Source organism: Massilia sp. PAMC28688 (genome assembly GCF_019443445.1).
Classification (GTDB): domain Bacteria; phylum Pseudomonadota; class Gammaproteobacteria; order Burkholderiales; family Burkholderiaceae_D; genus Telluria_A.
This window is the reverse complement of the sequence record NZ_CP080378.1, coordinates 5085147-5098585: the sequence shown is the minus strand read 5'-3', so window position 1 is coordinate 5098585 and position 13439 is coordinate 5085147. Positions and strand designations below refer to the sequence as shown.

At 66.3% G+C, this 13439-nt stretch carries 13 protein-coding genes and 1 pseudogene; 3 read left to right on the top strand and 11 right to left on the bottom strand.

Annotation, left to right across the window (positions count from 1 at the left end; translation table 11 throughout):
* Positions 1–2: 2 nt before the first annotated feature.
* A complete protein-coding gene (locus tag KY495_RS22710) occupies positions 3–452 on the bottom strand; it encodes a hypothetical protein (RefSeq protein ID WP_219881535.1) in 450 nt (149 codons plus the stop codon).
* A gap of 22 nt (positions 453–474) precedes the next feature.
* Positions 475–1377 carry an RHS repeat domain-containing protein gene (locus tag KY495_RS22705; RefSeq protein ID WP_219881534.1) on the bottom strand — a complete coding sequence of 301 codons (903 nt, stop codon included), beginning with the start codon at positions 1375–1377 and terminating at the stop codon, positions 475–477.
* Between the two features lie 193 nt (positions 1378–1570).
* Between KY495_RS22705 and KY495_RS22700 the strand changes: the two genes are divergently transcribed.
* Positions 1571–1924: a DUF962 domain-containing protein gene (locus KY495_RS22700; protein WP_219881533.1), complete on the top strand. Its 354-nt coding sequence runs from the start codon at positions 1571–1573 to the stop codon at positions 1922–1924.
* Positions 1925–1929: 5 nt separating this feature from the next.
* On the opposite strand, the gene KY495_RS22695 is transcribed toward KY495_RS22700, so the two are convergent.
* A complete protein-coding gene (locus KY495_RS22695) occupies positions 1930–3792 on the bottom strand; it encodes an AI-2E family transporter (protein WP_219881532.1) in 1863 nt (620 codons plus the stop codon).
* A 181-nt stretch (positions 3793–3973) separates the two neighbouring features.
* Here KY495_RS22695 and KY495_RS22690 point away from each other — a divergent pair.
* Positions 3974–5109: pseudogene (locus tag KY495_RS22690) on the top strand (branched-chain amino acid ABC transporter substrate-binding protein).
* A gap of 12 nt (positions 5110–5121) precedes the next feature.
* Here the strand turns inward: KY495_RS22690 and KY495_RS22685 are convergent.
* The 7 genes from KY495_RS22685 to KY495_RS22655 all read right to left on the bottom strand — a co-directional run bounded on the left by KY495_RS22685 (position 5122) and on the right by KY495_RS22655 (position 11163).
* On the bottom strand, positions 5122–5484 hold the full coding sequence (locus tag KY495_RS22685) for a substrate-binding periplasmic protein (RefSeq protein WP_374040971.1): 363 nt from the start codon (positions 5482–5484) through the stop codon (positions 5122–5124).
* A 142-nt stretch (positions 5485–5626) separates the two neighbouring features.
* On the bottom strand, positions 5627–6052 hold the full coding sequence (locus KY495_RS22680; protein ID WP_219881531.1) for a biopolymer transporter ExbD: 426 nt from the start codon (positions 6050–6052) through the stop codon (positions 5627–5629).
* A 112-nt stretch (positions 6053–6164) separates the two neighbouring features.
* The gene (gene kefC, locus KY495_RS22675) at positions 6165–7967 is read right to left on the bottom strand and encodes a glutathione-regulated potassium-efflux system protein KefC (RefSeq protein WP_219881530.1); all 1803 of its coding nucleotides are present in this window, start codon (positions 7965–7967) and stop codon (positions 6165–6167) included.
* A 1-nt stretch (position 7968) separates the two neighbouring features.
* Positions 7969–8517: an NAD(P)H-dependent oxidoreductase gene (locus KY495_RS22670; protein WP_219881529.1), complete on the bottom strand. Its 549-nt coding sequence runs from the start codon at positions 8515–8517 to the stop codon at positions 7969–7971.
* A gap of 73 nt (positions 8518–8590) precedes the next feature.
* Positions 8591–9361 (bottom strand): PEP-CTERM sorting domain-containing protein, encoded by a 771-nt coding sequence (locus KY495_RS22665; protein ID WP_219881528.1) that lies wholly within the window; start codon positions 9359–9361, stop codon positions 8591–8593.
* 156 nt (positions 9362–9517) lie between these two features.
* Entirely contained in the window at positions 9518–10540 is a 1023-nt protein-coding gene (locus KY495_RS22660) for a porin (protein WP_219881527.1), read from the bottom strand.
* A 188-nt stretch (positions 10541–10728) separates the two neighbouring features.
* Positions 10729–11163: a hypothetical protein gene (locus tag KY495_RS22655; protein ID WP_219881526.1), complete on the bottom strand. Its 435-nt coding sequence runs from the start codon at positions 11161–11163 to the stop codon at positions 10729–10731.
* A 209-nt stretch (positions 11164–11372) separates the two neighbouring features.
* Between KY495_RS22655 and KY495_RS22650 the strand changes: the two genes are divergently transcribed.
* Positions 11373–12554: a sialidase family protein gene (locus KY495_RS22650; RefSeq protein WP_219881525.1), complete on the top strand. Its 1182-nt coding sequence runs from the start codon at positions 11373–11375 to the stop codon at positions 12552–12554.
* On the opposite strand, the gene KY495_RS22645 is transcribed toward KY495_RS22650, so the two are convergent.
* Positions 12448–13374: an alpha/beta hydrolase gene (locus tag KY495_RS22645; RefSeq protein WP_219881524.1), complete on the bottom strand. Its 927-nt coding sequence runs from the start codon at positions 13372–13374 to the stop codon at positions 12448–12450. The genes KY495_RS22650 and KY495_RS22645 overlap by 107 nt on opposite strands.
* Positions 13375–13439: the final 65 nt, after the last annotated feature.

The window sequence follows — 13439 nt, the reverse complement described above, 5'->3', positions numbered from 1 at the left end:
GGTCAGGAAGGCTGGGAGTCCGGGCGCAGCGAGGCGCAGCGCACTGCCGCGTGGCGCAGGGCTGCGGCCTCGGCCGACGCTGTCGGGTATTCGGGCAGCTGGTCGAGCACGGCCGCAAAGCCGTTGAGGGCGTCGATGGCGTCGGCCAGCAGGGCGCCGATGTCGCCGTCGGCGCGCCGCTCCAGGAAGCTGGCGAGGTGATGTGTCAGCCGGCGCGCCTCGCCCAGCGCGCGCAGGTAGCTCGGCGCCACCGCGGCCAGGTGCGGGCGGTCGCCAAAAAAGCGGCGGGCGGCGGCTTCGCATTCGTCAAAGCGGATGTGTTTGGCATTGCCGGCCGCGCTCGCGCCGCTCATCATCCATTTGCCCACGGCGTCGGCCACGCCATTGAGGCGCTGTACGCCAAAGGTGAAGAACCAGATGCGTTCGAAATTTCCGGATTCATTGATGTCCATGGTCGGCCCCGGTAGATGACCATCAGGGCAGGGGAAAGGCGGCAATGCAGTTTTGCCGCAATTCCAGGAACAGTTGCCAGTTCTGGCGCAGGCACAGGGTCTGGTCATGCACCATCGGGCAAATCCGGTCGCGCATGATTTCCCAGGTATTCTTGGCCGCGGCAATGCAGCTGGGCTGGGTATTGAGGTTGGGCGGAATGTCGCCGCCGTCCGGCGCGGCGCCGCCGCCGCCATCGTCGCCCGGGGTGTTGCTCAGGCCGCCATCGCCGGGGCCGGTGTCACCCGGCAGCCAGCCACGGCCGTCGTCGCCAAAGTCGCCCGAAGGCGGCGACTGGTCGGGGCGGCCGATGCAGACGGTGTCGCCTTCCGGCTGCAGCGTGCATTCCCACTCGGTCTTGAGCGACTCCCAGTCGTCGATGGCAATCAAGGTGCGGTTGAGCGAGGTGGCGCCCGGCCGCGGCGACACCGCGCGCATGGCCTGCACCCCGTCGCTGCCGCCAGTCCCGCGCGGCGACAGGGCCACCTTGTCCACCCCGCGCGCCCCCGGCGTGAGCCCGAGCTTCTTGCCGCTGGAACTTTGGATCATGGCCAGGGCGCCGTCCACATAGAGCGGCGTTTGCACGGTGCCGTCGGGCAGCGCTATGCGCTCCAGCCGGCCGTCGGCGTAGTGGTAGCGGGTGAGCCTGCCGTCCGGATGGCGGGCCCGCACCAGGCGGCCGTGCTCGTAATGATAGGTGGTCATGCCGCGCCTGGTCACCTTGGCCAGGACGCGGCTGCCGTCCATGGTCAGCGACATGCCCGGGGCGATGATCATGTGCAGTCCCGTGTGGGCGGGGCGGGCGGGCGCGGCGGAGGCGCCCTGGGCTGCGGGGACAAGCAAGGCGGCAGCAAGGCCCAACAGGGCTGTCAGCGAAGATAGGTTCATGTGAACTCCGTTGTAGTTGAGGTCACATCTTGCACTTTTGGCATTGCGTAATATTTGTGCGGCCACAAACGTGCGTCATGGCCGGGCCGGCAAGCGGCGCCCCGGTTGCGCCTGCCGGCCGGCGCCGGGACAGTAGTGCGGCGCTGCGAATCGGAGTAAGCTTCAGCTCAGATTGACTAAAGGAATAACCGACATGGCGGCACATCTTCCCAAGCGCGCTCCCGAACCGGCGACCGTTCCCCGGGCCGGCCGCTACACTTCGTTTCGCGACTTTTATCCGTTTTACCTGGGTCAGCATGCCAACCGCACCTGCCGCCGCCTGCATGTCGCGGGCTGCCTGCTGGTGCTGGCCATCGTGGTGCTGGCGCTGGCGTCGCGCAATCTGCGCCTGCTGCTGCTCGCGCCCCTGGCTGGCTATGGCTTTGCGTGGGTGGGCCACTTCTTTTATGAGCACAACCGGCCGGCCACGTTCCAGTATCCCCTGTACAGCTTTGCCGGGGACTGGGTCATGTTCTGGCAGATCCTCACGCGCAAGATCGCGTTCTAGGCCGGTCAGGACGCGGCCGGATTCTCCGGCGCGACAAAGGCAAGACCTTCTTCAAACGAGCGCAGGATCATGTCCATGCGTTCCTCGACCGCGTCCGCGCCCGCATCGAGTTCGTCAAACGGCAGGCGGATCGAGACCAGGTGGGCGTCCGGCAGGCCTTCGCGCAGGCTGGCGGCAGCTTCCAGCCATGCGCCGATGCTGTCGGCGCCCGGATAGATCATGAATGCGGTCGACACCAGGAAGGCCTTGTCCAGGCCGGGATTTTCGGCGCCTTCGGCCAGCGAGATGCTGCGCGCGTCCACGCCCACTTCGCGCAAGGATCGCACCAGCAGTTCCGACAGCAGGTCGTCGCGCTCCGTGCCCAGGCCCGCGCACAGCACGATCGAGCGCGATGGCACGTCGAGCGAACCCTGCCAGCGGCCCAGGCGTTCCTCGCGCATCTGGCGCAGGTGGGCGCCCACACTGGTGTCAAGCAGCGAGACGTGACGCCGGCCGCGCCGCGCCGGGGCGCCGGACACCGGCGTGAGGGTGGCGGCAATGAGGGCAATGGCGGCGCGAATGCTCATTTCCTGTGCCTTGTCGATATGGCCGCTGCGGTTGTCGGCCGCCGCCAGCGCCAGGCCTGGCAGCAGGATATGGTCGCAGTAGCGCGCAAAGCTGTAATTGCGCAGATAGCTGCGGCCATCCTGGATGATGGCATCGGTGTCGCCGATCAGCAGGCGCTGGTACAGCCTTTGCGAGGCAGTGACACTGGGCGCGTCGCCCAGCAGCGTGGTGACAATGCCCAGGCCGCGCAAATGGCGCCCCGCCACCACCAGGCACAGGGTCAGGGGCGTGGACAGCAGCAGCCCCACCGGGCCCCACATGGCGCCCCAGAACAGGGCCGAGACAATCACCGCCAGCGGCGACAGGCCGGCGCTGTGGCCATACACCTTCGGCTCCACCACGTGGGCCACGATCAGTTCCAGCACCAAAAACAGGCCGATGCAGTACACGGCCAGCTGCCAGCCCGGGTCGATGGCGGCGATGAACAGGGCGATCATGGCGCCGGCCACCATCACGCCCACGTATGGCACAAAGCGCAGCAGGCCGGCCAGCGCGCCCCACAGGATGGCATGCGGCACGCCGGCGGCGAACAGCATCAGTCCAAGCAGCAGGCCAAAGGCAGTGTTGACGACGAACTGGGTAAAGAAAAAACGCGACACCCCGCGGGTGGCGTCGGCCAGCGCCTTGATGGTGCGCCGCGTTTCGTTCTGGCCCGCCACGCGTATCAGGCGGTCCATGAGCGACTCGTGTTCAAGCAGGATGAATACCAGCAGCACCAGCACCAGGCCGGCCTGGCCCACCGGCCCCCAGATCATGCCGAATACCCGCGCCAGCGCATCGCGCGTGGTCACGCGCGGGGCGCGCACCTCCACGGGGATGGGCTGCACCTGGCTGGCGGCAAGGCGGTCGGCGCCCGTCTTGGGCGGCGCGGCGGCCCGGCCCGGCGTGGCCACGGCGCTCAGTTCGGCCTCGATGCGGGCGAACGGGCGTTCGGTCAGTTCCCGCACCTGGGCGATCTTGCCGCGGATGGCGGCGCGGTACTTGGGCAGGTCGCCCGCCACCGCCACCAGCTGAAAGCCCAGCACCGTGCCCACGCCCACCAGGCAGGTGCCCGCCACCAGCACCGCGCCCACGGTCGCAGGCACGCGGCGCATGCCGAGGCGGCGCAGCGCGCGCACAAAGGGTGCGATGGCCAGGCTCAGGATCGCCGCCAGCGCCAGCGGCTGCAGGACATCGCGGCCAAAATAGAGCAGGGCCAGAAGGCAGGTGAGGGTGACGATGAGACCGGGGCCGGGACGGCGGGCTTTGGCGGGGTCGCGCATACGGGCGTGGCAGGGCTGGACGAGGAAGACGCTACCGTATAGCAAAAGAGAGCGCGCGGCAATGAGCGATATAGCCTTGTGGCATTACCTTATGCCGAATCGATCCTTCGTGGCGGGCCGGCCCTGGCCTATAGTCGCTCTTTTATATAGTCACTCTTTTATCATGCAACAGGAATACACCATGGGCTACCGCCTCGCCATCTTCGCCGCCTCGCTGGCGCTTTGCACCAGTACCGCCGCCGCCCGGGAGGTGGTAAGGATCGGACATGTGGCCGACGTGTCGGGCCCCGTATCCTATTTTGGCAAGGACCAGGAAAACGGTGCGCGCATGGCGATCGAAGCGCTCAACGCGCGCGGCACTGTCATTGGCGGCAAGAAAGTGCGCTTCGAGCTGGTCCCGCAGGACGACCAGGCCGACCCGCGCCAGGCCACCAGTGCGGCGCAAAAGCTGGCCGATGCCCGGGTCAACGCAGTGATCGGACACCAGACATCCGGCACCACCATTCCCGCTTCGCGCATCTACCACGAAGCCGGCATCCCCCAGATTTCGCCTTCCGCTACCAACCCAGCGTACACGCAGCAGGGCTTCAATACTGCCTTTCGCGTGGTGAGCAATGACAAGCAGCTGGGGCGCGCACTGGGCCAGTATGCGGTGCGCAGCATGGCCGCCAAACGCATCGTCATCATCGACGACCGCACTGCCTACGGGCAGGGCCTGGCGGCGGAATTTGCAAAAGGCGCGCTGGGCGCCGGCGGCACTGTCGTTGGCAAGGAGTTCACGACCGACAAGGCGATCGATTTCAATGCCATCCTCACGCGCGCCCGGGCGGCGCGGCCGGACGTGATCTTCTTCGGCGGGATGAGCGCCGTGGCCGGGCCGATGCTGCGCCAGATGCAGCAGCTCGGGCTGGGCAAGGTCAGGCTGGTGGGCGGCGACGGCATCTGTTCCGACGAACTGGGCAAGCTGGCGCGGGGCGCGCTGGCCGACGGCCAGGTGGTCTGTGCCGAAGCCGGCGGGTGCAGGAGGCGGGCAAGCCTGCACTTGAGCGCTTCCGGGCCGCGTATAAAACGCGCTTCGGGATCGATATCCAGATCTATGCACCCTACGGCTATGAAGCCGTGATGGCCGTGGCCGATGCCATGGTCAAGGCCGGCTCGGCGGCGCCGGCCAGGTACCTGCCATTCCTGGCCAGGGGCAGCTATCCCGGCATCACCGGCACGATCGCCTTTGACCGCCACGGCGACATCCGCGATGGCACCCTCACGCTGTATGGTTTTGAAGGGGGGCGGCGCAAGGCGCTGGCCGTGGTGCGCTAGGGCGGGACCGGTTCAGGGGCGCGCCTTCCTGCGTCCCTCGTTGAACAGGTCGCGCAGCTGGCGTCCCTGCGCATCCTGCCGGAAGCAGACATACAGCTTTTTGGTCTCCAGGAGGCGCTGGCCGAACACCAGCCGGTGCCGATGGGGCCTGAGCTGCGGGTCGGTGCTGACCAGGTGCGCGAATACGGCGGCGTCAATGACCGCCATGTCGATCCGCCCGCCCAGCAGCTTTCTGAGGTTCTGGGCGTCGTCCCTGGCGGCGTCGCTTACCTGCTCGCCGGCCGCAATGGCCGCATCGAGCGCCTCGGAATTGATGTAGCCGTGGACCACGCCGATGCGATAGGGGCGCAGATCGGCCGGCGAGTCCCAGGCCACTGGGCGCTGGCGCAGCTGGGCCAGTCCCAGGCGGCTGCTCCCGATCGGATCGGAAAGCGCACACTGCTTGATGGTCCGGGCCGAGGCATACTCCGGAAAATAGCCGCCCGCCGGTGGCGGCAGGCGGGTGCGCCGCGCGAGACTACATCAGCTGTTCATTGCCGACCAGGCCAATGTGCTTGACGCCTGCGCGCTGGGCCAGGGCCATGGCGCCTGCCACATATTTGTACGAGGCCAGTTTGTTGGCGCGCAGGTGCAGCTCCGATGGCGTGGCCGAGCGGGCCATCTGCCCCAGCCTTGCCGCCAGCTCGGCGCGCGTGGTCATGACGGTGCCGTCCACGCTGATGGTGCCGTCAAAGTCGATCTCGAGGGTGACGGTGACGGGCTTGACGGCGTTGCTGGCGGCACCTTGCAGCGGCAGGCTGGTGGCATGATGCTGGCGTGGGATGGTAATGATGAGCATGATAATCAGGACCAGCATGACATCGATCAGCGGCGTCATGTTCATGTCCATCATCGGTTCGGGAACGGCGTTGGCGGAAGCAGGTGAAGCGGTCTTCTTGTGCATGGTGGTTCCCCCTGATAGGCCGGCACGGCGTGCGCCGGATGTGTCCAGCATAGCGCTCCTGCCAGCATGGTGCAACCAATATTGCTATCTGATAGCAATAACGTGTGCGACCCTACTTCCAGTGTTCGTCACCGTCGGGGCTGGCCGCTTCGCTGTCGAGCGCGAACATGGCTTCGAGCTCGTCGCGCGCCTGCCTGGCCATCGAGACATACTGCTCCTGGTCCTTGTAGTAGGGGTAGACCTTGTGCAAGTTGGCGATATTGAGCGCCCTGAATTTTTGCGTGGCCTGGCGCGCGCGGTAGGCGCCAAAGCCCAGCTGGCGCAGCACATCGCGCCCCATCATGAGCGCCGACTCGAACGTTTCGCGGTGAATGATCGTGACGCCGCGGTCCATGAGGTCGTAGTAATGGGTCACGTTGCGCGCCCGCGCCATGATGGGCAGGCCGGGGAAGGCTTCGCGTACTGCGTCCACCAGCGCCAGGCTGTCGGCCATGTCGTCGATGGCCACGACCAGCGCCCGGGCGCCGTGGGCGCCGGCGGCATGCAGCAGTTCGACCCGGGTGGCGTCGCCGTAGAACACCTTGGAGCCGAATTTGCGTACCAGGTCGATCTGGTCGGGATCGTGATCGAGCACGGTCAGCTTGATGTGATTGAGGGCCAGCAGGCGGCCCACGATCTGGCCAAAACGCCCGAAGCCGGCGATGATGACATGGCCATCGTTGGCGTCGATGGCATCGGCCGGGCGCGTGCCGGCCACCCGGTAGCGCGGCGCCACCAGCTTGTCGTAGCCGATCAGCAGCAGCGGCGTGGTGACCATGGACAGGGCCACCACCACGATCAGGATCGCGGCGGCGTCCGCACCCAGGACCCCGGCCGTCTGGGCGGCGCCGAATACCACGAAGGCAAATTCACCGCCCTGCGACAGCAGGAAGGCGAACAGGCTGCGCTGGCTGGGCGGGATGCCGATTGCCATTGCCAGGCCATACAATACCGCGATCTTCATCGCCAGAAAGCCCGCCACCAGTCCCAGGATCAGCCACGGCTGCGCCAGCAGGACGCCGAAATCGACCGACATGCCCACGGCAATGAAGAACAGGCCGAGCAGCAGGCCCTTGAACGGTTCGAGGTCCGATTCGAGCGCGTGCCGATATTCGGAGTCGGCCAGCAGCACGCCGGCCATGAACGCGCCTAAGGCCATCGACAGGCCGACCCACTGCATCAGGAGCGCGATGCCGATCACCAGCAGCAAAGCAAAGGCGGTGAAGATTTCGCGCAGGCCGCTGCGGGCGATGGCACGCAGGGCAGGGCGCACCAGATAGCGGCCCCCGATGACGATGGCGGCAATCGCGCCTGCGATGCGGGCGCCATCGATCCAGCCGCCGCCACTGTCACTGGCGGCGGCCACGCCCAGCAGCGGAATGATGGCAATCATGGGGATGGCGGCAATGTCCTGGAACAGCAGGATGGAAAAGGCCGAGGTGCCGGTGGGCGTGGCCTTGAGATTGCGTTCCTCGAGCGTGGCCAGGGCGATTGCGGTGGACGACAGCGACAGGCCGAGGGCGGCAATCAGGGCCACTTTCCACGTCATGCCCAGCATCAGGGCAACGGCCATGAGCACGGCGGCCACTCCCACGACCTGGCCGGTGCCGGAGCCAAAGATGGGACGGCGCATGGCCCACAGACGGCGCGGTTCGAGCTCCAGGCCGATGACGAACAGCAGCAATACGACCCCGAATTCGGCAAAGTGGAGAATGGTCTCGACTTCGCCAATCAAGGCCAGGCCCCAGGGACCGATGGCGATGCCGGCCAGCAGGTAGCCCAGGACCGCGCCCAGGCCGAGCCGTTTGGCCAGCGGCACGGCCACCACTGCCGCTGCCAGGTAGATCAGTGCATTTCCGAGGATGCCGTGTTCCATGTCAGCCTCTGGTGGGGGTGGCGGCGAGCGCGCGCAGGCGGGCGCTGAAGGTGTCGATGTGTCGCGCCAGTGCAGCGTCGCTGGCCTGGTGGGCGCCGTGCAGGATCAGGGGTGGCTCCCAGTGCATGCCGCACAGGGCGGCGGTCTGGCGGAACTGGGGCAGGTAGTCATCAAACGGCCGGGCATGGAGGGCGCCTGGCGCATAGGCCGATTGCGGGCTGCCGGTACTGGCCACCAGCCAGTAGGTTTTGCCGGCCAGGGCCGTGCCACCGGGGCCGTGGGCCCAGCCGGACTGCAGCACCGCGTCCACCCATTCCTTGAGCAGCGAGGGCATGCTGTACCACTGGATCGGGTGCAGGAAGACCACGGTCCCGGCCTCGGCCAGGCGCGCCTGTTCGGCCGCGGCGTCAATATAGAAGTCCGGGTAGGTGTCGTACAGGTCGTGCACGGTCACGCCGTCGATGGCGCGCGCGGCGTCGGCCAGCTGGCGGTTCACGCGCGACAGGTGCGGCGCGGGATGGGCGTAGATGACGAGAATGGGCTGGGGCATGGCAGTGTTATAGCATGCCGCAGCCCTGTTTGGGCAACCCCGGACAGCCCCGGGCAGGCCGGGGCGCCGGCGCTTATGCGCGCGCCCTGCGGCGCAGCGCCAGGGCCGCCAGGGCCAGGCCAATCAGGACCGGGCTTGCCGGTTCCGGCACATCGGTGATGCCTTCGATGACATCATTCTGGCAGGTCTGGCCCCAGTGCAGCGCCATGTCGCCGTAGCCGGCCAGTGCGGTGCCGCGCACGTCGATGTTAAACAGCAATCCCTGGTCGCGCGTCACGGTCCAGGTGCCGGTATGGCCGGTCTGGCGCACGGTCGATGACGTGGTCTTGACAGCGGTGGCCTGGCCATTGCGGTAGTAGCATTGCGATCCCAGCGTGCACTTCATGAAGCTTTCGCTGTTGAGGATGTTGTAGGCATTGGTGGCGCCGTTCAATTCATACAGACTGAAACTGCCACCTTGATTGTTCCACCGGTCGTCGAGGTTCAGGCCGTATGCCCATTTGGTGCCGTTGGCAGCCTTGTCGCCGGTGTGATGCGCGTCGGTGCCGGCCGGGTTCCAGCTGGCGCCGAGGAACACGTCGCCATAGCCGATGCCCTTCGGACCGGCATAGGTTGCGGTACCGGCATGGCCGGCAAATGCGGTCGCGATGCGGATGGTAAGCATGCTGCCATCGAGCGTCACGGTGGCACCCGTGATGTCGAACATGGCGCCACCAATGACGTCGCCATACCTGTGGTCGTTGCCGCCCCAGTAAGCGCCGGCGCCGGTGTCCGAGATCACGCCTGCCTGGGCAGGACCGGCAAAGGCAAGGAGGGCGGCCGCAGCCAGGATTGCATGTTTCATTATGGTCATTTCTAAAAGTGAATTAATGTGGCAGTAGTAGCAATTACTGTGCCAAAACAATAATTCCCATTGGAATCAATGATTTAATGAAACTTGCAATGCCTTTCAGTCAATAACTGTAAAGATTTCTGACAAGATATCAGCCTTTTCCGATAGTCAGAACGTGGCGCGGATCCCCAGGTCGACGTGGTTGACCGCGGACGCGGCGCGCTTGCGGGAAGCGTCGGCATACAGAAAGGTACGCTTTGACAGCGGATACTCATAGCCAATCGACGTCTGGCGCGTGGCCACCGCACCGTCGGGCTCCTTGCGGCCATAGCCCACCAGGAAAGTCCCCCCGCCCACGACATAGTTCGCGCCCAGCACCCAGGCGCGGGTGCCGGCGTTGGCGGCCATGGTATGGGCGCGGTCTTGCCGGCCATAGATGGCCATGAGCTTGAGGGGCGTTACCGGTTTGTAGAAGGCGGCCAGCGACCAGACGTCCGACTCGATGCCGTTGCGTTCCACACCCACCATTGCCCCGAGCGGGCCGCGCTTGTAGGTGGCCGACACGGAGTAGGGGTTGGCCGAGGCCTGGGCGCCGGGGCCGTACTGGGGGATGGCCGTGGTGCCGCGGCCGACGATGGCCGGCCCGTTGTTGGCCTCGCGCGAGGCCAGCGTGACATTGACCTGGAAGCCGCCCCATTCGGGCGTGTTGTACCACACGGCATTGGAAATGCGGTTGAAGGAGTTGCCGCCCGCGTCCAGGGGCTGGGTGGTGTAGCCGGCCACGGCAACATCGGTATAGAAGCCGGCCGGCGAGGGAATGCCGTGGAAAGGCTCGAAGGCGGTCATTGCCTCCATATAGGCGGTGACGCCGCGCCCGATGCGCAAGGTGCCGAAGGGGCCCGCCAGGCCTACCCGGCTCTGGCCCTGGAACATGGGACGCACGACGCTTTCCTGGGTGCCCGTATCCGGTTCATAGCGCATCTCCAGGTGAAACAGCGCCTTGAGCCCGGCACCGAGCTCTTCGCTGCCCTTGACTCCCAGCGTATTGGCGTCGCGCTTGCCAATGGCCGTGGCGCTCCCCGTGCGCTTGATCAGGCCGGCATCGACGGCGCCGTACAGGGTAACGGACTGCGCGTGGGCGTTGCCCGAACAGGCCGCGGCCAGGGTGATTGCGATGAGTGGAGTTTTCATGCCCGTCTGTGTCCTCATGAGTTGGTTACCGGATGAAATACGGTACTGCTCATGAGAAGTTATTTGAAAGCATGACTTGGGGGCAGGTTTTGACCCAGGGCTTGAGCTACGTCAAGCGCCCGCGCCATCAGCGGCGGTCAGCTGTATGTTTCAGGCAAACGGCGCCCCGGCCATGGCCGGGCAGGCGCTCACACGGTCTTGTTGGCCACCAGCGCGGCATCGAGGAAGCGCAGGACAATGGATGCGCCGTCGCTTTGCATGTGCAGCCAGTGCTCGGCACTGTCGGGATCGAGGTCGGTGACGCCATCTTCCCCATAGGTGAAGGCGCCGAGCAGGTCTTGTTTCGGCAAGCCATACACGCAGTGGCAGTGCATGACAATCACCCGCCCGCGCGGGCGGCGGTTGGCGCCAAGCACCGGCACCAGGACAAAGGCAATGCGCACGCCCTGGAAGGTCGCTTCAATGCTGCCATTGTCGAGGACATCGGACACCGAGACGGTTTTCAGGTCGCCCGCATTCTGGAAATAGGCGTGGGAGCGGGTGAGGGCATTGAAAGCGCCCATCAGCGCCGGTCCGGCATCCTGCACGCGGCGCAGCCTGCCCGCCAGTTCTTCGTCAACCATGGTCGTACTCCTCGGCCGTTACCGGCCTGAATTGCCAATTTTTTGTGATGTCACACGCTTCATACTACGCTTGTTGCAAGGAAAAGTCGGGCCGCGGCGTACCGCCCCTACCTACAGCCGGTCTGCTCGGGAGGGGCGCCTGTTGCTGATCAAAATAGATTTGCTGCAAAGGAATAAGGTGGTGGGACAGCCAGTGCCAGGAGACCACCGTGACCCGTACCGCCCTTCCCGCCATCGTGCTCGCGGCCGTTTTGCTGACGGCCTGCACGGTGCCTGCGGCGCCGCCGGCGCCCGCGCTTCCCCATCCCCATGGACGGGTTGACGTACTGCTCAGCCATGAGCGCGGCATGGGCAGCATTGCCTTCGATGCCCGCCACACCTACCTGGCACTGGCCAATTCGGCCACCAGCGGATCGGCAATCCTGCGCGGCGGCACCGTCCTGAACCGGGCAACCGTGTGGCGCAGCGTGGACCTGGGCGATTGCATCCTGGGACCGGCGCGGTCAGGCGCGCCCCTGCGCACGCCCGTGCTGGCCCGGCTGGCAGGCAGCATCTACCTGTTCCAGCCACTGACAGGCGGGGTGGACGAGCGTTCCCTGTGCAAGCTCGAACGCCCCTACGAATGGTTCGCGCCCCGCGACGAGGCCTTACGCATGTGCCGCGACACCACGTGCACCCGCTTGTGGATGACGCAGCTGGCGCTGGCGGGCGGGGCGCTGCTGTCGAATGCCGGTGGCGGCATCAATGTGCTGGCCAGTGCCGATGATGGCCGCAGCTGGCGCGCGCTGCTGGGCGAGCTGGCGCAGCACGGCTGCAGCCATGCCAGCTTCACCGTGTCCGGGCGGCGCCTGCTGGTGGGCGGGGCCTGTGCCCAGGATGCGTCTTACCTGAAGGCTTACCGCCTGGGCGGCGATGGCAGCCTCGCATCAAGCCAGGCCCTGCCGGTAGCCCTGCCGCCCCTGGGACAGCACCGGCTCAAGCTGTTGCAGCGCGCCGGTTCGCCCGGCACCGTCTTTGCCGGGGTGGCCGGGGGCTTGCTGCGCAGTACTGACCATGGGGAAAACTTTCACTTCGTGATCTTGCATCCGCCCCAGTCGGCAGCCTTTCCCACGATCAGCAGCGTGCTGGCGCTGCGCAAGCGGCCGCAGGTGCTGGTGGCGGCCGGGGCCGACCACGTCAGCGGCAAGCCCTACCTGGCAGTGTCGCGCGATGGCGGCGCGCGCTGGACCGACCTGTCGAACATCCTGCCAGGCCATGACGGTGCCGGGCCGGGCGGCGCGGCCGTCACGTCGCTGGCGCAGGACCCGGCGGGACGAGTATTGCTGACGCTAAACCTTCAACCGCAGTCGCAGGGACGGCTGCTGATGCTGACGCTGGGAGGGGTTGACTGAACTGGTAGGTGAGGAAAGCGGCGATCCGTTCCTGGGTCGCGGGCAGGTAGGGAATATTCATGTGGTCCGACTCGGGCACCGTCTCGTCCAGGTGCAGCCGTCCCAGCTTGGACACCAGCTGGTCGGTATGAGAGTGGGGCACCACGTCGTCGCTGGCCGCGCGCAGGACGTAGGTGGGCGCCTTGAGCGAGGGCGCATACTTGACCGATTCAAAGCGGTGGCGCAGCACGTATTCCACCGGCACCGCGCGGAAGCGGCGCTTGGCAATGGCCAGGATGGAATCGTAAGGCGTGATCAGCACCACCGAGTGGGCCGGACGCTCCATGGCCACCTGTACCGCCACGCCGGAGCCCAGGCTGCGCCCCACCACGGCAATGCGGGCAGCGTCCACGTGGTGGCGTTCGGCCAGCCAGTCGTACAGCATGCGGCCGTCTTCCACCATGTGCAGCTCGGCCGGATCTCCCTGTGACTGCCCGTAGCCGCGATAGTTCACGGCCAGCACCGCCATGCCGGGAAACAGCTTGCCGGCGTCGCGCACCACCCAGGACACTTCTTCCGAGCGCCCGCCAAAGTAAATCACGGCCGGATGCGGTCCCACCACCTGGGGCGTCATGAGCCAGCCGGACAGCTTGATGCCGTCCTGGGTGCGTAGTACGATGGGCCGGGTGCGGTGGCCCGTGCTGCGCGGGTTGAGCACTTCGCGCTTGATGGTGGGATTGAAGACCAGGCGCCGCTGGCTGGCGGCAATGGCTGCCGTCGCGGCCACCCACAGCACGCTGAGCGCGCCGGAAACGACTGCTACTTTTCTGGAATGGTTCATATGGGCAATTCTAACCGGGTTCAAGCCGGTACTATATGCGCTGCTTCACGAATTTGATCGCTCGG